At 72.9% G+C, this 18,612-nt stretch carries 13 protein-coding genes and 1 pseudogene; 7 read left to right on the top strand and 7 right to left on the bottom strand.

Annotated features, from left to right (window positions below):
- Positions 1–33 precede the first annotated feature (33 nt).
- From ACFY1S_RS20250 to mraZ, 4 genes and pseudogenes are all read right to left on the bottom strand, one after another.
- Complete coding sequence (locus tag ACFY1S_RS20250; protein WP_387120105.1) at positions 34–2,238, bottom strand: peptidoglycan D,D-transpeptidase FtsI family protein; 2,205 nt, start codon at positions 2,236–2,238, stop codon at positions 34–36.
- 2 nt (positions 2,239–2,240) lie between these two features.
- Positions 2,241–2,849 carry a hypothetical protein gene (locus tag ACFY1S_RS20245; protein ID WP_387120102.1) on the bottom strand — a complete coding sequence of 203 codons (609 nt, stop codon included), beginning with the start codon at positions 2,847–2,849 and terminating at the stop codon, positions 2,241–2,243.
- Positions 2,839–3,948, bottom strand: a pseudogene (rsmH, locus tag ACFY1S_RS20240) (16S rRNA (cytosine(1402)-N(4))-methyltransferase RsmH). Before rsmH ends, ACFY1S_RS20245 begins: the two are co-directional and overlap by 11 nt.
- Positions 3,949–4,153: 205 nt before the next feature.
- Positions 4,154–4,585 (bottom strand): division/cell wall cluster transcriptional repressor MraZ, encoded by a 432-nt coding sequence (gene mraZ, locus ACFY1S_RS20235; protein WP_355049459.1) that lies wholly within the window; start codon positions 4,583–4,585, stop codon positions 4,154–4,156.
- 355 nt (positions 4,586–4,940) lie between these two features.
- Between mraZ and ACFY1S_RS20230 the strand changes: the two genes are divergently transcribed.
- From ACFY1S_RS20230 to ACFY1S_RS20215, 4 genes are read left to right on the top strand one after another with little or no spacing between them, the layout of a single operon-like run.
- The gene (locus ACFY1S_RS20230) at positions 4,941–6,188 is read left to right on the top strand and encodes a MurT ligase domain-containing protein (protein WP_387120302.1); all 1,248 of its coding nucleotides are present in this window, start codon (positions 4,941–4,943) and stop codon (positions 6,186–6,188) included.
- Positions 6,178–6,897 (top strand): type 1 glutamine amidotransferase, encoded by a 720-nt coding sequence (locus ACFY1S_RS20225; protein ID WP_139587167.1) that lies wholly within the window; start codon positions 6,178–6,180, stop codon positions 6,895–6,897. The genes ACFY1S_RS20230 and ACFY1S_RS20225 overlap by 11 nt, the downstream gene beginning before the upstream one ends.
- Positions 6,840–7,580 (top strand): TVP38/TMEM64 family protein, encoded by a 741-nt coding sequence (locus tag ACFY1S_RS20220; protein WP_387120299.1) that lies wholly within the window; start codon positions 6,840–6,842, stop codon positions 7,578–7,580. The genes ACFY1S_RS20225 and ACFY1S_RS20220 overlap by 58 nt, the downstream gene beginning before the upstream one ends.
- Complete coding sequence (locus ACFY1S_RS20215; protein WP_387120098.1) at positions 7,577–8,344, top strand: phosphotransferase; 768 nt, start codon at positions 7,577–7,579, stop codon at positions 8,342–8,344. Before ACFY1S_RS20220 ends, ACFY1S_RS20215 begins: the two co-directional genes overlap by 4 nt.
- A gap of 138 nt (positions 8,345–8,482) precedes the next feature.
- On the opposite strand, the gene leuS is transcribed toward ACFY1S_RS20215, so the two are convergent.
- Positions 8,483–11,323 carry a leucine--tRNA ligase gene (gene leuS, locus ACFY1S_RS20210; RefSeq protein ID WP_387120095.1) on the bottom strand — a complete coding sequence of 947 codons (2,841 nt, stop codon included), beginning with the start codon at positions 11,321–11,323 and terminating at the stop codon, positions 8,483–8,485.
- Between the two features lie 391 nt (positions 11,324–11,714).
- Here leuS and ACFY1S_RS20205 point away from each other — a divergent pair, with 391 nt between their 5' ends.
- From ACFY1S_RS20205 to ACFY1S_RS20195, 3 genes are read left to right on the top strand one after another with little or no spacing between them, the layout of a single operon-like run.
- On the top strand, positions 11,715–12,767 hold the full coding sequence (locus ACFY1S_RS20205; protein ID WP_357993461.1) for a MoxR family ATPase: 1,053 nt from the start codon (positions 11,715–11,717) through the stop codon (positions 12,765–12,767).
- 1 nt (position 12,768) lies between these two features.
- Positions 12,769–14,067, top strand: coding sequence for a DUF58 domain-containing protein (locus tag ACFY1S_RS20200; protein ID WP_387120092.1), 1,299 nt, complete (start codon positions 12,769–12,771; stop codon positions 14,065–14,067).
- A 16-nt stretch (positions 14,068–14,083) separates the two neighbouring features.
- Positions 14,084–16,567: a transglutaminaseTgpA domain-containing protein gene (locus ACFY1S_RS20195; RefSeq protein WP_387120089.1), complete on the top strand. Its 2,484-nt coding sequence runs from the start codon at positions 14,084–14,086 to the stop codon at positions 16,565–16,567.
- A 233-nt stretch (positions 16,568–16,800) separates the two neighbouring features.
- Here the strand turns inward: ACFY1S_RS20195 and ACFY1S_RS20190 are convergent, their stop codons facing one another.
- Positions 16,801–17,202, bottom strand: a complete 402-nt coding sequence (locus ACFY1S_RS20190) for a DUF3040 domain-containing protein (protein WP_139587174.1) — start codon at positions 17,200–17,202, stop codon at positions 16,801–16,803.
- Positions 17,203–17,318: 116 nt separating this feature from the next.
- Complete coding sequence (locus ACFY1S_RS20185) at positions 17,319–18,578, bottom strand: DNA polymerase IV (RefSeq protein WP_387120085.1); 1,260 nt, start codon at positions 18,576–18,578, stop codon at positions 17,319–17,321.
- Between the last annotated feature and the right edge of the window lie 34 nt (positions 18,579–18,612).

The following is an 18,612-nucleotide window of genomic DNA, read 5'->3' as shown; positions in this document are numbered from 1 at the left end:
CGGCACTCACCGATGATGTCCCGCCGTCGCTGCTCAGCGCGGATAGACCACGAACTTGGGTGTCGACGCACCGTTGGAGGGCGGCACGCGGTAGTGACGCAGAGTGAACTGCATCATGTCCCGGAACGCCGGCCCGGCGATCGCGGCTCCCCCACCGTCGGGCGCGTACACGAAGACCGCTATGACGTACCGGGGCTTCTCCGCCGGCGCCATCCCGATGAAGGAGGACACCTCGCCTGGCTGCTTCCTGCCGTCCACCAACCGCCAACCGGTGCCGGTCTTGCCGGCGACCCGGTAGCCGGGGACGGCGGCGGTGACCCCGGTGGCCCCGTCGACGGTGGTGACGGCCTCCAGCATGGTGCGCAGCGCCGCGGCGTTCTGCGGGCTGAGCACCGACCGGGTCACCGGCGGGGGCGCCGGGGTGCGCTTGCCGTCCGGCCCGACGGTCTCCTTCACCAGGTGCGGCTGCACGTAGGTGCCGTCGTTGGCGATGGCGGCGTACGCGGCGGCCATCTGCAGGGGCGTGGCGTCCACGCTGTGCCCGATCGGCACCGACCCGGCCGACGACTCGCTCCACTCGTCGGCGGGCAACAGCCGGCCGCTGGCCTCGCCGGGCAGCCCCTCACCCGTGGGCTGGCCGAGCCCGAACCGCTTCTGGTAGTCGATCAGCCGGTCCGGGCCGAGCCGGTCGGCGATGGTGATCGTGCCGACGTTCGACGAGTACGCGAGCATCCCCGGCAGGCTCATCTTGCGGCCGTTGGCCGGGTGGGTGTCGGAGAACCAGGTGTCGCCCTTCTTGATGCTGTTCGCGATGGGCAGGGTGGTGTCCGGGGTGATCACCCCCTCCTGCAACGCCGCGCCGTAGGTGATCGCCTTGTGCACCGAGCCTGGGTCGACGACGAAGCTCGTGGCGGCGTCCTCCCGGGCGACCGGGTCGCTCGGCAGTGGCTTCGCCGCGTTGTAGGTGGGGTCGCTGGCCTGGGACAGCACCTCGCCCGTCGGCACGTCGATGATCACCGCCGCGGCGGTGCCGCCGCGCTGCTGCGCCATCGCCGTGCTGAGGATCTGCTGCGTCTTGAACTGCAGGTCGCGGTCGATGGTGAGCGCCAGCGAGCTGCCCGGCTTGGCCGGGGTGGTCTTGCTGTAGCCGCCCGGGATCGGCGCGGCGAGGTCGCCGAGGCCCGCCTCGTACACCCGCCGGCCGTCCTGCCCCGCGAGCAGCTCGTCGTAGCGGGCCTCCAGCCCCTCCAGCCCGTCCATGTCCTGGCTGGTGAAACCGATCAGGTTGGCCGCCAGGTCGCCACCGGGGACCTCCCGGCGCTCGTCCCGGTGCACCCCGATGCCGGGCAGCTCCAGCGCCTGTACCCGCTTGGCGGCCGGGATCTCCACCCCCCGGGCCAGGTACTCGAACCGGGACGGCTTGCCGTTCTCCAGCTTGCGGGGCTTCATCAGCTCGGCGAGCTTCGACGCGGGGATGCCGAGCAGCGGGGACAGCGCCTTCGCGGTGGTGGCGGCGTCAGTGATCTCGGTCGGGTCGGCGAACACGTACCGCGCCTCGACGCTGTGTGCCAGCTCGGCGCCGGTCCGGTCGTAGATCGCGCCGCGCGGCGCGGGCAGCTCGACCGTGCGGGTCCGGTCGGCGACGCCCCCGCCGGCGTACGCAGGGGTATCGACCGCCTGGAGGAACACCAGCCGCACGCCGATCACGGCGAACAGCGCCAGGGTGAGCGCGGTGCCCAGCCGTAGCCGCAGTCGCGGGTCGGCGAGTTTCGGTGGACGCGGCGGCTTGCGCGACGGCCGGCGGCCCGCCGGCCGGTCGGCGCGGCGCGGCGCGCGGGGGGTGGTCCGGCGGCGCGGTGGCGGCTCGTCGCCCACCGGCCCGCGCGGGTTGCGCGGCGCGACGGTCCGCACGACCCCGCCGCGGCCGGCCGCCGGCGCGTCCCGCCGCGCGGCCCGCGCGGCGGCGGCGCGGCCACCGTCGAGCACCTGCAACGCCGGCCGGAACGGGTCGCCCGAGCGGGTGCTGCGGGGGGTACGCCGCTGCTCGGCGCCGCGCGCCGGCACGCCGCGCTCCTCGCGGACCGTCCGACCCCGAGGGGTGTACGCCCGAGCGCCGGAGATCCCGCCGATGCCCGGCTCGTCGGTGCGCGACTCGCCGTCGGCGGGCCCGGTGTCACGCGAAGAACCGCGCCGGGACCCCGTGGGGTTCCGGCGCGGCTCGTCCGACCTCGGTGGCACTGTCAGCCTCCCGCGCCCTGGCTGGTCACCGACGGCTCGCCGGTCGCCGGCTTCGGCACGCCGAGCGGCAGCTTGCCGTCCGGCAGCCGGACGTACCCCGGCTCCCCCGCGTCCACCAGCCCCAGTCGACGCGCCTCGGCGGTCAGGTTCCCCGGCGCCTCGGCCTCGGCGATCTGCTTGTCGAGCTGCTGCTTCTCCAGGTCCAGTCGGGCCTGCTGCTGCTGCAGCTTCTCCAACCGGAACGCGTTCTCATTGATCTTGGTGTTGACCGCCAGGATGCCCAGCACCCCACCGACCACCAGGACCACGATCAGGGCCGCGAACGGCGCCCGCGGCACCGACACCGGCGCCGGCGGCGCCACCCGCAGCCGGGGCGGACGGGCGGTCGCCGTGACGCCGGTCTTCTCGACCGGACGCAGCGCGGCGCTGCCCTGGGTCGGGAACTCGCGCGCCCCCCGGGCGCGAGCCTCCCCCTGCCGATTCACTCGATCGATGCGTGGCGTACCGTTCCCCACGCGCGGAGCCCGCTCCGCCGCGGTCCGGCCCCCCGACCGCGGTGCGCGCTGCCCGCCGCCGGTGACGTCCCGGCGGTCGCGCTTGTCAATGTTCATGTCCCTCCCCCTCAACATCCGTCCCTCTACGGTCACGGCGCCCCTGACCCCCCACGGATCAGGCGGACCCCGTGCCCGGTTGGTGCATTCCCTTCACCCGTCGGCGAGACCGTTCGCGGTCGGTCCGCCCCTGTTCTGTCGCGTTCGGGTCGAGTCGTTCCGCGGCCCGCAGCCGCACCGAGGCGGCGCGCGGGTTCGCGGCGACCTCCTCCTCCCCGGGCAGTTCGGCGCCCCGGCTCAGCAGCCGGAACGTCGGACCGGACCCGGGCAGCTCAACCGGGAGGTCGACAGGGCCCTTACTGCGGACCCGGTCTGCGAGCGCCGCCTTGGTGAGCCGGTCCTCCAGCGAGTGGTAGGACAGGACCACCATGCGACCGCCCACGGTCAGTGCGTCGAGCGCGGACGGCAGCGCTGTCTCCAGCGCTGCCAGCTCTCTGTTTACCTCGATCCGTAAAGCCTGAAACGTTCTCTTTGCCGGGTGTCCACCCGTTCGTCGGGCTGGCGCCGGGATCGAGTCCCTGACCAGCTCCGCCAGCCGCGCGGACGAGGTGATCCGGGCGCGTTCCCGCTCCCGGATGATCGCCGAGGCGATCCGGCCGGCGAACTTCTCCTCGCCGTACACCCGCAGCACCCGGGCCAGGTCCGGGTGGGCGTACGTGTTGACCACCTCCTCGGCGGTCACCCCCCGCGTCTGGTCCATCCGCATGTCGAGTGGCGCGTCCTGCGCGTAGGCGAACCCGCGGTCGGGCGCGTCCAGTTGCAGCGACGACACCCCCAGGTCGAACAGGATCCCGTCGATGCCCGGATAGCCCAGCCGCTCCAGCACCTCGGGCAGCTCGTCGTAGACGGCGTGCTCCAGGTGGATGCGGTCGGCGAACCGGGCCAGCCTGACCCGCGCGTGCGCCAGCGCCTCGGTGTCCCGGTCGAGCCCGATGAGGACCGTCTCCGGGTGCGCCTCGAGCACCGCCTCCGCATGCCCGGCCAGGCCGAGCGTGGCGTCGACGTGCACCGTCCGGCCGCCTCGACCCAGCGCGGGGGCCAGCAGCTCGAGACACCGCTCGAGCAGCACCGGCACATGCGTGCCGCGCAACTCCCCCATGTCGACCCCCACTGGTTGAAACGTCCGTTCTTCTCGCGCGCCTGCCGTGGAGACGGCGCTGCCGTCGTACCGCCAGATCCCCATCCGCTCCCGCCGGCCACCGGGTTCGGCCCGATAACTGGATCGTGCGCCTGGCACCGGGGAAGGGATGCCAGGAACTCGAAAGCGGCTGGAGATCTCGCAGTACGTCGGGCGCCGTTCCGCCCTACAGACCGCCGGGCAGCACCCCCTCCTCGATGTCGGCGAAGTCGTCTTCGCTCTCGGCGAGGTAGGTCTCCCAAGCGACCTTGTCCCAGATCTCCACCCGCGTGCTCGCGCCGATCACGACGAGGTCGCGGTCCAGCGCGGCATACTCCCGCAGGTGGGCCGGGATCGTCACCCGACCCTGCTTGTCCGGCACCTCGTCGTGCGCGCTGGCGAAGAAGACCCGGCTGTAGGCCCGGGCCGCCTTGTGCGTCATCGGCTGCGCGCGCAACTGCTCCGCGATCCGCTGGAACTCGGGTGTCGGGAAGACATAGAGACAGCGATCCTGCCCTTTGGTGACCACGACACCCCCCGCCAGCTCATCCCGGAACTTGGCCGGAAGGATCAACCGGCCCTTTTCGTCCAGGCGCGGAGTGTGGGTGCCGAGGAACATCGGCCCTACCCCCTCGCCCCTGAGCGGCGTTCGCGGCGCCGCTGACCCCCCGGGCCGGTGAGCCCTCCCGGCCTCACCATTGGCCACCACTCTACTCCACTTCCCTCCACCCGCAACCAGATTTGCCCGCGTGGCGCGTCTGATCCGGCGGCAAAACCGCACGTCACACGGGGTGGAGCGGAGTGGAGGGCCACAGCGCCCCTCCGGCGTGGTCCGCTTTCCGACATAGATCGACTCCGTCCGGCGGACGCCGACCGGGCCGCCCACGCGGATGCCACGGCCGAACGGTTCACCGTCGGCGGCGATCTGGCGAGGCGGACGGTCCGGTAACCTCGCTCGCGTGACGGACGCGAAAATGCCCCTACGGGCCAAGGTGGCCAGCTCCGTGTCACGGACCGCCGCGGCACTCTCCCGGGCGGCCGGCCGTGGCGACGGTTCGGTGATCGGCGGGTGGATCGGGCTGAAGATCGACCCGGACCTGCTGGCCCACCTGTCGGCCGGGCGCGCGATCGCGCTCGTCTCCGGCACCAACGGCAAGACCACAACGACGCGCCTGACCGCCGCCGCGGTCGGTGTGCTCGGGCGGGTCGCCACCAACTCGTTCGGCGCCAACATGCCCACCGGGCACACCTCGGCGCTGGCCAAGGCCGGCAGCACCCCGTACGCGGTGCTGGAGGTCGACGAGCACTACCTGGCCCAGGTGCTGGAGGCGACCGAACCGCACGTCGTCGCCCTGCTGAACCTGTCCCGCGACCAACTGGACCGCGCCAAGGAGGTCGCCATGATGGCGCAGCTCTGGCGCGCGGCGCTGGTCCGGCACACCGACGTGCGGGTGGTGGCGAACGCCGACGACCCGATGGTCGTGTGGGCCGCCACCCCTCCGGCGGACCCGGCCCGGGGCATCAACCCGCCCCACGTGACCTGGTTCAGCGCCGGCCAGCGCTGGCACGACGACTCCTGGGTCTGCCCCGAGTGCGGCTCGACCATCCAGCGCTCCGGCGGCCAGTGGTGGTGCACCGGCTGCCCCCTGCGGCGACCGGAGCCGCAGTGGGTCGTCGAGGACGAGGGGGTGCTCGACCCCACCGGCGCCTGGCACAAGGTCTCCCTGCAACTGCCCGGCAAGGTCAACCTCGGTAACGCGGCGACCGCGCTGGCAGTGGCCGCCGAGTTCGGCGTACGCCCGGTCGACGCGGTGTCCCGCCTCGGCATCGTCACCTCGGTGGCGGGCCGCTACGCGCAGGTGGACAAGGACGGGCGCAACATTCGGCTGCTGCTGGCCAAGAACCCGGCCAGTTGGCTGGAGGCGTTCGACATGGCCGACGAGGCGCCGACCCTGCTCTCCATCAACGCGCGCGACCCAGACGGACTGGACACCTCCTGGCTCTTCGACGTCGACTTCGCGCCGCTGCGCGGCCGGCAGGTGCTGATCACCGGCGACCGGGCGTACGACCTGGCGGTCCGGCTGGACGTCAACGACGTGCCGTTCCAGCACGTGCGCACCTTCGAGGACGCGATCCGGTCGGTCCCGCCCGGGCGGCTGGAGGTCATCGCGAACTACACCGCGTTCCAGGACATCCGAGCGGAGTTGGACCGTGTCAACTGAGAGCCTGCGTATCGTCTGGATCTACCCCGACCTGCTGTCCACCTACGGCGACCGGGGCAACGCGCTGATCCTGGCCCGGCGGGCGCGCCAACGGGGCATGCCGGTGGAGGTGCTGGAGGTCCGCTCCGACGAGAGGCTGCCGGCGACCGCCGACATCTACCTGGTCGGCGGCGGCGAGGACGGGCCGCAGGCGCTCGGCGCGCAGCGGCTGATCGCCGACGGCGGTCTGCACCGGGCGGTGGCACAGGGTTCGGTGGTGTTCGGCGTCTGCGCCGGCTACCAACTGCTCGGCATGTCCTTCTTCGCCAAGGGCGTGCAGTGCCGTGGTCTGGAGCTGCTCGACCTCCAGTCCGACAGGGGTCCGAGCCGGGCCGTCGGCGAGCTGGCCGGCGAGATCGACCCCCGGCTGGGTCTGCCCGCCCTGACCGGCTTCGAGAACCACGGCGGCCGTACCCACCTCGGTCCGGAGGTCTCTCCGCTGGCCCGGGTCACCGCCGGGGTGGGCAACGACGGTGCCACCGAGGGCGCCTGGCGCGGCAAGTTGCTGGGCACCTACTCGCACGGTCCCGCGCTGGCCCGCAACCCGGCCCTGGCCGACCTGCTGCTGCGCTGGGCCACCGGGGCGCACCAGCTTCCGCCGCTTGACGACACCTGGTCCGACCGGCTCCGCAACGAGCGTCGCGCCGCGGTGGCCGCCGCCCGGGCATGATCCGCGCCGTCCGGCGGCTGCTGCGGCAGCCGTCGGCCGCCCGGTTCTCTCTGCTCGTCCTGCTCATCGGCGCCTGCGGGCTGCTGCTGCTCCTGGTGCCCCGACCGGATCCGGAGCAGCTTCCGGCGCTGGCCGACCGGTTGGGCGACCTCGCCCCCGTGGCCGCGATCCTCGGCGGTGCGCTGCTGCTTGTCGCGCTGGTCCCCCGGACGTTCATCACGCTCGCCGCCGGCGCGATCTTCGGCCCCCTGGAGGGCGCCGCGTACGCCCTGGGCGCCGCGCTGGTGGCGGCGGCGATCGGGTTCACCGTCGGCCGGCTGCTCGGCCGGGAGTTCGTCGCCGAACGGGTCCGTGGCCGGTTGGCCCGCCTCGACAGGTGGTTCGCGCGGCAGAGCGTGTTCGGCGTGGTGACCGTCCGGCTGCTGCCGATCGCCGGCTTCGGGCTTGTCAGTTACGGCTACGGCACGACAGGCGCGCGGGTCCTGCCGTTCCTGGCCGGAAGCGTCATCGCCTCGGCGCCGACCGCCTTCGGGTACGCCGCCATCGGCGCGGCGGTCAGCTCCCCCGGCCACGTCAACTGGTACGCGGCCGCCCCCGCCAGCCTCGGCCTGATCGCCAGCCTGGTGCTGGCGTACCAGTGGTGGCGGACCGAACGGCAGCGCCGCTCGACGATGCCGGTGTGACCGGGTCGACCGGCTCCGCCGAGGAGCCGCTGACCGGCGGATTCGTGGCCGACGTGGTCCGGGTCGGCGACACGGTACGACGTACCCCGCCAGCCAACCTGGATTTCGTCGGCGCGCTGCTGCGCCACCTCGCCGGGGTGGACGCGGACCTCGCGCCCCGCCACCTCGGCGTCGACGAGCGGGGACGGCAGGTGCTCAGCTACGTCGCGGGCCGGGTGCCGTGGCGGGAGCGCGAGGACGAGGCGTTCTTCGCCGACCCGGCGCTGGTACGACTGGCCGAGCTGATCCGCGGGCTGCACGACGTGTGCGCGGGCACCGCGCTGGCCGGCGACGCCGAGACCGTGTGCCACCGCGACCTCTCCCCGAAGAACACCGTGTACCGGGACTTCCCGGCCGGTCCTCTGCCGGTGGCCTTCGTCGACTGGGACCTGGCCGGGCCGGGCCGGCGGATCGAGGACGTGGCGTTCGCCGGTTGGCACTGGGCTCCGCTGGGCGAGGGCGCCGATCCGGCCGAGCTGGGCCGGCGGTGTCGGGTGCTCTGCGACGCCTACGAGGCGGGTTCGCCGGCACTGGACCGCAGTGAGCTGGTGGACGTGATGCTCCACCAGATCGAGGGCACCTGGCGGGGCATCGAGGCCGGCGCCGACCGGGGTGAGCCGGCTCTGCGCCGGCTGCGCGACGCGGGCGCGCCCGACGGGGTACGCCGCTGGCAGGAGTGGTTGCACGGCCACCGTCCGGTCGTGACGGCGGCGCTGACCGGCTGACCCGCGCGGCGGGCGGGCGGCGGGGCGGTGTGCCAGGTGAGCGGTATGACTCAGTGGCATATTTATTCCACTGAGTCATACCGCTCGGGACGGTGTCCGCCGCCGCTGCCGGCCCGACCGCCCCGCCGGCGCTTACCGTCAGGCGACGACCGAGACCAGACGGCCCGGCACCACGATGACCTTGCGGGGTTCCTTACCGGCCAGCGTGGCGGCGACCGCGTCCAGGGCCGCCGCGCGGACGGTCTCCTCCGGCGCGTCGGCGGGCACCTCGACGCGGCCCCGGACCTTCCCGTTGACCTGCACCGGGTAGGTCACCGTGTCGGCCACCAGCAGCGCCGGGTCGGCGGTCGGGAAGTCCGCGTACGTCAGCGAGGTGTCGTGACCCATCCGGCGCCACAGCTCCTCGGCGATGTGCGGGGCGAACGGCGCCACCATCAGCACCAGCGGCTCGGCCACCTCGCGGGGCGTCGCCGACAGCCCGGTCAGCCCGTTGGTCAGCTGGATCAGCTTGGCGATCGCCGTGTTGAACCGGATGGTGTCCATGTCGACACGGACCCCGTCGATGACCTTGTGCAGCAGCCGGCGGGTCGCCTCGTCGGCCGGGTCGTCGGTGACCCGCAGCGCACCTGTCTGCTCGTCGACCACCGCACGCCAGACCCGCTGCAGGAACCGGTACGACCCGACCACCGCCCGGGTCTCCCAGGGGCGGGACACCTCCAGCGGGCCCATCGACATCTCGTACACCCGGAAGGTGTCGGCACCGTACGCGGCGCACATGTCGTCGGGCGTCACCACGTTCTTCAGGGACTTGCCCATCTTGCCGTACTCGCGGTTGACCACCAGGTCGCCCAGGTAGTAGGCGCCGTCACGCTCGACGACCTCCTCGGCCTGCACGTAACTGCCGCGCGAGTCGGTGTACGCGTACGCCTGGATCATGCCCTGGTTGAACAGCTTGCGGAACGGCTCGAACGACGACACGTGCCCCAGGTCGTACAGCACCTTGTGCCAGAACCGCGCGTACAGCAGGTGTAGCACGGCGTGCTCGGCGCCACCGACGTACAGGTCGGTGCCGCCGCAGTCACCCTCGCCGCGCGGACCCATCCAGTACCGCTCGTTCTCGGCGTCCACGAACCGCGAGCTGTTCGTCGGGTCCAGGTAGCGCAGCTCGTACCAGCAGGAGCCGGCCCACTGCGGCATCACGTTGGTCTCGCGGGTGTAGCGCTTCGGCCCGTCGCCCAGGTCCAGTTCCACCTCGACCCAGTCGCGCCGCCGCGACAGCGGGGTCTCCGGGTTGGAGCCCGCGTCGTCCGGGTCGAACGTCTTCGGGGAGAAGTCGTCCACCTCGGGCAGCTCGACCGGCAGCATCTCCTCCGGCAGGGCGATGGCCGCGCCTGTCTCGTCGTAGACGATCGGGAACGGCTCACCCCAGTAGCGCTGCCGGGAGAACAGCCAGTCCCGCAGCCGGTAGGTCACCGCGCCGGCGCCGTGCCCGTTCGCCTCCAGCCACGCGATGATCGCCGCCTTGGCGTCGGCGACCCCCAGGCCGTTCAGGTCCAGGCCGCGCTCGGGCGCGGCGCTGTTGATGGCCGGGCCGTCACCTGTGTACGCCTTGCCGTCGAAGCCCTCCGCCGGCTGCACGGTCCGCACGATGGGCAGCTCGAAGACCTCGGCGAACGCCCAGTCCCGCTCGTCCTGCGCCGGCACCGCCATGATCGCGCCGGTGCCGTAGCCGGCCAGCACGTAGTCGGCGATGAAGATCGGGACCTGCCCGCCGGTGACCGGGTTGGTGGCGTACGCCCCGATGAAGACGCCTGTCTTCTCCTTGGTGTCGGACTGCCGCTCGACGTCGGTCTTGGCCGCCGCCGTCTTGCGGTACGCCTCGACGGCCACGCGGGGGCTGGCGTGCCCACCGGTCCAGGCGTCCCTGGTCCCCTGCGGCCAGACCGCCGGCACCAGCGCGTCGACCAGCTCGTGCTCGGGCGCCAGCACCATGTAGGTGGCGCCGAAGATGGTGTCCGGACGGGTCGTGAACACCCGCACCGGCTCCTGGGCGGTCGCGAAGTCGATGTGCGCACCTGTCGAGCGACCGATCCAGTTGCGCTGCATGTGCTTGATCGGCTCCGGCCAGTCCAGGCTGTCCAGGTCGTCCAGCAGCCGGTCGCCGTACGCGGTGATCCGCATCATCCACTGCTTCAGGTTGCGCTTGAAGACCGGGAAGTTGCCCCGCTCGGAGCGGCCGTCGGCGGTGACCTCCTCGTTGGCCAGCACCGTGCCCAGGCCGGGGCACCAGTTGACCGGGGCGTGCGACACGTACGCCAGGCGGTGGTCGTCGACGACCTGGCGGCGCTCGGCGACGCTCAGCTCGGCCCAGGCCCGACCGTCGGGGGTGGACCGGTTGCCGCCCTCGAACTCCGCGATCAGCTCGGCGATCGGGCGGGCGCGCCGGGCGTCGCGGTCGTACCAGGAGTTGAAGATCTGCAGGAAGATCCACTGGGTCCAGCGGTAGAAGTCGGTGTCGATCGTGGCCACCGACCGCCGCTCGTCGTGGGCCAGCCCCAGCCGGCGCAGCTGCGCCTTGTACCGCTCGATGTTCGCCACCGTGGTGGTGCGCGGGTGGGTGCCGGTCTGCACCGCGTACTGCTCGGCGGGCAGGCCGAACGCGTCGAAGCCCATCGCGTGCAGCACGTTGCGCCCGGCCATCCGCTGGTAGCGGGCGTACGAGTCGGTGCCGATGTAGCCCAGCGGGTGACCCACGTGCAGGCCGGCGCCCGACGGGTACGGGAACATGTCCAGCACGTACAGCTTCTCCGCGCCGGCGCGGGGGTGGTTCGGGTCGGCCAGCGGGCCGGTCGGGTTCGGTGCGTGGAAGGTGCCCTCGCGTGCCCAGATGTCCTGCCAACGATTCTCGATCTCGTCGGCCAGGGCCGCGGTATACCGGAACGGGGGAATGTCGCCCGCCGGTGCGGCTGCCTCACTCATCGTCTCTCCTCGCTTCGCTTCGCTTCGTCTCGGCGTCGCCGGGCCGGACCGGCGACGGGCACAAAAAAGCCCCTCGCGCAGGAGGGGCCGCCGTGCTGTCGCGCGTTCAGCGCATCAGCACGGCCCGGTAAGAAGCAGGAAGACTCCGGCCATGCCCCGCAGTGTACCTCGCCGGGAGTTTTCCCGATCGACGCCGTACCCCGTCCCCCGACCTGGCGAAAAACGGTGCGTAACCGACGGACCACCTGCGGGGGTCGGCGATAACGACAAACATGGTTAGCCTGAGAGGCCAGTGAGAATCCTGCGGCAAACGAGGCTCGACGTCGCGAACCCAACGGCGGGTCCAGGTGCTCTATTCAGAGCTGCCGTGACGGCGACGAGGAGGAGGCCCGTGACACAACAGACCTGGGACGAGGTGGGCGGCCTGTTGCCGCACGACGAGTTCCGCGCCGCCAGCGAGGCCATCGTGGCCAACATCGAGCAGGTCATCGAGGGAAAGACCGCCACCGTGCGGCTCGCCCTGGCCGTCCTACTCGCCGAGGGTCACCTCCTGATCGAAGACGTCCCCGGCGTCGGAAAGACCAAGCTGGCCAAGGCTCTGGCGCGGTCCATCGACTGCACCGTGCGCCGGATCCAGTTCACCCCGGACCTGCTGCCCAGCGACGTCACCGGCGTCAGCGTCTACAACCAGGAGACGCACGACTTCGAGTTCCGCCCGGGCGCCGTCTTCGCCAACCTGGTCGTCGGCGACGAGATCAACAGGGCCTCGCCGAAGACCCAGTCGGCGTTGCTGGAGTGCATGGAGGAACGCCAGGTCACCGTCGACGGCGTCACCTACCAGCTCCAGACCCCGTTCATGGTCATCGCCACCCAGAACCCGATCGAGATGGAGGGGACGTACCCGCTGCCCGAGGCGCAGCGCGACCGGTTCACCGCCCGGATCGCCATGGGCTACCCCGACTCGGGGGCAGAGCTGGCCATGCTCGACGGGCACGGCGCCACGGACCCGCTGCACGAGCTGCGTCCGGTCTCCGACGCGGACATCGTCCGGCAGCTCATCGCCACAGTCCGTCAGGTGCACGTCGCCGACGCCGTCAAGCAGTACGCCATCGACCTGGTCACCGCCACCCGCGAGGCCCCGGACCTGCGCCTGGGCGCCTCCCCCCGGGCCACCCTGCAACTGCTGCGCACCGCCCGGGCCGTCGCCGCCCTGGAGGGGCGCGACTACGTCCTGCCGGACGACCTGCAGGCCCTCGCGGTGCCCGTGCTGGCACACCGGATCATCCCCACCGCCGACGCACAGCTCGCCCGACGTACCACCGACGCGATCGTCTCCGAGCTGGTGCACCGGCTGCCGCTGCCGCACGACAGGCAGCGCAACCCGTACGACACCCGGCCCGCCACCGGCAACGGTCGCGCCCCCTACGAGCCGCGGAGGCCGTGACGTGCGTGCCGGGCTACGCGGTCTGACCACCCGCGGGCGCTCCTTCCTCGCCGCCGCCGTCGCGGCGGCACTCTCTGCCGGCATCCTCGGCGAGAAGGACCTGCTGCGGGTGGCCGTGCTGCTGGCCATCCTTCCGCTACTGGCCGCCGCCTACGTCGGGCGCAGCCGCTACAAGCTGGCCTGCAACCGCTCGCTTGACCCGCACCGGGTTCCGGTCGGGGCCAACTCCCGGGTGGTGCTGCGCCTGCAGAATCTGTCCCGCCTGCCCACCGGCACCCTGCTCCTGGAGGACCGGCTGCCCTACGCGCTGGGCAGCCGACCCCGCGTGGTGCTGGAACGCCTCGGCGCACACCAGGCCAGCTCCGTGGCGTACACGGTGCGGGCCGATGTGCGGGGCCGCTACGACGTGGGCCCGCTGGTGGTCCGGATGACCGACCCGTTCGGTCTCTGCGAACTCAGCCGGGCGTTCCCCAGCACCGACCACCTGACCGTCATCCCGCAGGTCACGCCCCTGCCGTCGGTCCGGCTCCCCGGGGAGTACGCGGGCAGCGGCGACAGCCGGGCCCGGTCGGTGGCGGTGCACGGCGAGGACGACGCGGCGACCCGGGAGTACCGGCGTGGCGACGACCTGCGCCGGGTGCACTGGAAGTCGACGGCGCGTACCGGCGAGCTGATGGTGCGCCGCGAGGAGCAGCCGTGGGAGAGCCGTGCCACTGTCGTCCTGGACACCCGCGCGTACGGCCACCGGGGTGACGGGCCGACGGCGAGTTTCGAGTGGGCCGTGTCCGCCGCCGCCAGCATCGCGGTGCACCTGCGCCAGGCCGGCTACAAGCTGCGCCTGGTCACCGGCTCGGGGGTGGACGTGGACGCCTCGGAGGCCGGCGGCGACGGGGCGCTGCTCGACCACCTGGCCGAGGTGCGACTGGACCAGCGCGCCGACGTGACCGAGCTGGTGCAGCGGGTCCGGCAGCGCGCCGACGGCGGTCTGATCATCGGGCTGTTCGGCGCGGTGAGCGTGGCCGAGGCCGAGTTGCTGGCCGGGTTGCGGGGCAACGGCGCCACCTGCGTCGGTTTCCTGTTGGACAGCTCGACCTGGCTCAGCCTGCCGGAGCGGGCGCGGGCCGAGGCGGAGCGCACCCACGGCGCCGCCGCGCTCGCCCTGTTGCAGAGCGGCTGGCGGGTGGTCGGCGTCGACCACGGCAGCCGGCTGCCGGCGCTGTGGCCGCAGGCGGGCCGGGGCTCCCAGGGCTTCGCCCTGCGCGCCGCGCTCGCCGAGACGGTCGCCGGCGGCGTGCGATGAACGGAAGGTTCCCCTCATGATCGCCAGTCGGAACACAGGCGCGGTGGCGGCCGCCGCCACGCTGCTCGCCGCCGCGCCGCTGTCGGCCATCTTCCAGAACTGGACGTGGCTGATCCAGTCGGCGATCGCGGTGGCCGTGGTCGCCGGGGTGGCCGCGCTGACCCGGCTCGTCCGGGCACCGCTGTGGGGTCAGGTGCTGGGCATGCTCGCCGCCCTGTTGCTCGCCCTGACGTGGCTGTTCCCCAGCGGCTCCGAGCTGCTCGCGTTCCTGCCCTCGACGGGCACCATCAGCCACTTCGCCGACCTGCTCAACGGCTCCATGCAGGACATGCGCTCGTACGGCGTCGAGGTCCCCGACACCGACCCGCTGCTGTTCATCACCGTGCTCGGCGTCGGCGGCGTGGCCGTGCTGGTCGACGTCCTGGCGGTGGGCCTGCGCCGGCCCGCGCTGGCCGGGCTGCCGATGCTCGCCATCTACTCGGTGCCGGTCGCCGTCTACGTGGACAGCGTCCCCGCGACGCCCTTCGTGGTGGGCGCCGCCGGTTACCTCTGGCTGCTGGTGACCGACAACGTCGACCGGGTACGCCGGTTCGGCCGCCGGTTCACAGGTGACGGCCGTGACGTCGACGTGTGGGAGGCGTCCCCGTTGGCGTCGGCCGGCCGCCGGCTCGCGGTGGTCGGTGTGGCGCTGGCCGTCGCGGTGCCGCTGGCCGTGCCGGGCATGACCGGCGGGCTACTGGACACGTTCACCGAGGGAACGGGCAACGGCACCGGCAACGGCCGTTCGGGCTCCGGTGGCACGTCGGGGCGGATCGACCTGTTCGCCGCGCTGGCCGGCCAGCTCAACCAGTCCGAGGTGGCCGATCTGGTCAAGGTGACCACCTCCGAGCCCAACCCGTTCTACCTGCGCTACGCGGTCGCCGACGAGCTGCGTCCGAACGGGTTCCAGGCGCGCACCCCCAGCGGCCGAGCGGTCAACCGGGACCTGCCGGATCCGACCGAGCGGGCCGGTCGAGGGGTGCAGCAGACCCCGTACCGGGCGACTGTCGAGGTGACCAAGAGCCTGAGCATGTCCCTGATGCCCGTGTACGCCGAGCCGACCCGCACCGACGACCTGAGCGGCAACTGGCTGTACGACCCCAACCAGCAGGTCGTCTTCTCCAACCGGGAGAGCTCCCGGGGGCGCAAGTACTCGTTCGACTACATCCGTTCGACGTACACCCCCGCCGTGCTGCGGGCCGCGCAGCCGCTGCCGGCCGACCACCCGGTACGCCGGCAGTTGACCGCCACCCCCGGCGCGGTGCCCGAGGTGGAGGAACTGGTCAAGGGGCTGGTCCAGGGCAAGCGCACCGACTACGACCGGGTGTTGGCGATCTACCAGCACTTCTCCGCGGACAACGGGTTCAGCTACCGGCTCAGCACCCAGAGCGGCAGCAGCGGCCAGGACATCGTCAACTTCCTGACCAACAAGGTCGGCTACTGCCAGCAGTACGCGGCGGCGATGGCCTGGCTGGTCCGTACGGCCGGCATCCCGGCCCGGGTGGCGTTCGGCTTCACCAACGGCAGCAAGCGCGACGGCGACACGTACACGCTTACCAACCTCAACCTGCACGCCTGGACCGAGGTCTACTTCGACGGCATCGGTTGGGTGCCGTTCGACGCCACCCCGTCGTACGGGGTTCCCGGCTCCACCCGGTCGTCGTGGGCTCCGGACACGGACGCGCCGGAACCGACCACCCGGGGCGCCGGCACGGCGGACACTCCGCAGGGCCCGGACGCGACGGCCGGTCCGGCCGACCGGGACAACGCCGACCGGGAAACCGACACCGGCCTGGCCCTGGGCGGGCAGACGCCGACCGAGGAACCTCCGGTGTGGCCGTGGTGGGCGGCGGGTCTGCTGGCACTGCTGGCGCTGCTCGCGGTGCCCGCGCTGCGCCGGCTGGCGCTGCGGCGTCGCCGCGGAGGCCGGGCGGCGGCCGCCACTGTGGCATCGCCCGCCGCCGGGGACGGCGACGGTGCCGGCGCGCCGGAGGCACGGGTGGTGGTCGTGGCGGACGCCCACCAGGCCCGTGCGGACGCGCACGCCGCCTGGGCGGAACTGCTCGACACGTTGGTGGACTTCAAGGTCCGGGTGGACCAGACCGAGACTCCCCGGGCCACCGCGGACCGGCTGGTCCGGGAAACCCTCGCCGACGACGTCGACGCGGTCGGCGCGGCGCGGTTGCTGGGCCGGGCCGAGGAGCGTGCCCGGTACGCCAGGGATCCGCTGACCGGCGAACGTCTGCTGCCGGCGCTGCGCACGGTCCGGAGTGCGCTCACCACCCGGGCGGACCGCAGGACCAGGGTGCTCGCCGCTCTGCTGCCGCCGTCGGTGCTGCTGCGCTGGCGGACGGCCCTTGCGGACAACTCCAGCCGGATGGTGGCGCTGACCGGCCGCGCCAGGTACCGCCTGCTGCGCTGGAGTCCGCGTCGCCTGCTGGCCGACCGAACGGCCCGCTGAGCACCGACTGTCCGGGGGCGGTGGCGACCTGCCGCCGCCCCCGCACCGTCACCGCCCCCCGATGGCGACGCCGTGCCGTGGCCATCGGCCATGGTTGGGCGTGAGGTTGGCGCGGGCCGGGTGTGCGATGCCTGTGGCGGCGGAGGAGGGCGCGCGGATACGGCAGGGGTCGCCGGGACTGCCCGGCGACCCGCTCGTCGCGGTGTACGGCCCGCCTCAGCGGCGGGACGGGCTCAGCGGTGCCCCTCCGGGCGCTGCCGCCACCTGTCCTCCATGCGGTCCAGGAGTGACGGCCGGCGACCGGATCGGCCACCGCCGCGGGGACGACGACGACTCGTCGTGCCGCCCACCACGTGCAGGTCGGGTGACTGCGCCCGACGGTGCGACTGCACCGCGAACGCGGCCGAGGCCAGCATGACGACGAAGCCCGCCACCGCCAGCGGTGGAGTCTTGATCACCGCGCCATAGACCAGTAGAGCCAAACCAGCGATGATCACGCCGGCAGCGACGAGCAGGCGACGCCGCGCATGGAAGCGCGGATCGCTGGCGCGCACGGCCGAGGCGAATTTGGGGTCCTCGGCAAGCGACCGCTCGATCTGCTCGAACAGCCGCTGCTCGTGCTCCGAGAGCGGCACGGCACTCCTCCCCGGTCACGTTGGTCGGGCCCACTCGGGCCGACAGACCGTGGCAGCCAACCGGCTGCTTACCCGCAAGTCTACGAGGGGGGTCGCGCGTCGGAAAGCGGGACGACCTACGGGTGGGGTGGATTTTCGTTTCGACGGGGATCACGGTCGCCCATCAGACTGGCCGGACCTATGACGGACCGCCCGAATCGGGCAGCAGCGGCGTCCGCGGCAGCTTCCGCCTCGCGCCAACCGCGCTCGGGCGCGCCGAGGGTGAGCTGCCGGGGTGCGCCCTGCGCGGGAGCGAGGCCCTCCACCCGGACGCCGACGAGGCGGATCCGCTCGCCCGGGTCCAGCGTGGTGTAGAGCGCCCACACCGTGTCGAACATCTCTCGGGCGGTGTCGGTGGCGACGCCGAGGGTGCGGGAGCGGTTGACGGTGCGGAAGTCGGCAAGCCGGACCTTGAGGGTGACGGTGCGCCCCACCTGCCCGGAGCCCCGCAGTCGTACGCCGACCTTCGCGCTGAGCGCGAGCAGGGCGCGACGGATCTCAAGCGGGTCGGCCACGTCGGCATCGAAGGTCACCTCGGCGCCGATGGACTTGTCGACGTGCTCGGGGCTGACGCGGCGCGGATCCCGGCCCCAGGCCAGCTCGTGCAGGTGGGCCGCCGACGCCGCGCCGACCGCCCGGCGGAGCATCCCGGGCGGGGCCTCGGCCAGGTCGCCGACGGTGGCCAGGCCGAGCCGGCGCAGCGTCTCGGCGGCCCGCTCCCCCACCCCCCAGAGCGCGTCCACAGGCAGCGGGTGCAGGAAGTCGAGGACCTGCCCCGGCGGCACGACTAGCAGGCCGTCCGGCTTGGCGCGGGTGGAGCCGAGCTTGGCCACGAACTTGCTCGGCGCCACCCCGACCGAGCAGGTCAGCCCCTGCTCGTCGGCGACCCGGCGGCGGATCAGCCGGGCGATGGTGGCGGGGGAACCGAACAGTCGGCGGGCGCCTGTGACGTCGAGGAACGCCTCGTCGAGGGAGAGCGGCTCGACCAGCGGGGTGACGTCCCGGAAGATCTGCATGACCGCCCGGGAGGCGGCCGTGTAGGCGGTGAAGTCCGGTGCCAGGTAGACGGCGTGCGGGCAGCGCGCCCGGGCCTGGCTGGTCGGCATCGCGCTGCGTACGCCGTAGCGGCGGGCCTCGTAGCTGGCCGAGCTGACCACGCCCCGCGGCCCGATGCCGCCGACGATCACGGGTCGGCCGCGCAGCTCGGGTCGGCGGCGCACCTCGACGGCGGCGAAGAAGGCGTCCATGTCGACGTGCAGGATCGGGCTGGCGGAGTCGTCGGAGTCCGGCCCGAAGCGTGGATCCCCGCCCCGGGGCAACGACTGGCTGCGGCCCATCCCGGCAGGTTAACCCGGGGGTACGACAACACCA

This window comes from Micromonospora sp. NPDC000663 (genome assembly GCF_042898105.1).
GTDB lineage: Bacteria > Actinomycetota > Actinomycetes > Mycobacteriales > Micromonosporaceae > Micromonospora.
This window is presented reverse-complemented; position numbering and strand designations above follow the sequence as displayed.

Excerpts from the sequence above, each read along its gene's own strand:
- ACFY1S_RS20245 (WP_387120102.1), bottom strand. The coding sequence starts at position 2,849 with ATGAACATTGACAAGCGCGACCGCCGGGACGTCACCGGCGGCGGGCAG.
- leuS (WP_387120095.1), bottom strand. The coding sequence starts at position 11,323 with ATGAGTGAGGCAGCCGCACCGGCGGGCGACATTCCCCCGTTCCGGTAT.
- ACFY1S_RS20195 (WP_387120089.1), top strand. The coding sequence starts at position 14,084 with ATGATCGCCAGTCGGAACACAGGCGCGGTGGCGGCCGCCGCCACGCTG.
- ACFY1S_RS20230 (WP_387120302.1), top strand. The coding sequence starts at position 4,941 with ATGCCCCTACGGGCCAAGGTGGCCAGCTCCGTGTCACGGACCGCCGCG.
- ACFY1S_RS20185 (WP_387120085.1), bottom strand. The coding sequence starts at position 18,578 with ATGGGCCGCAGCCAGTCGTTGCCCCGGGGCGGGGATCCACGCTTCGGG.
- mraZ (WP_355049459.1), bottom strand. The coding sequence starts at position 4,585 with ATGTTCCTCGGCACCCACACTCCGCGCCTGGACGAAAAGGGCCGGTTG.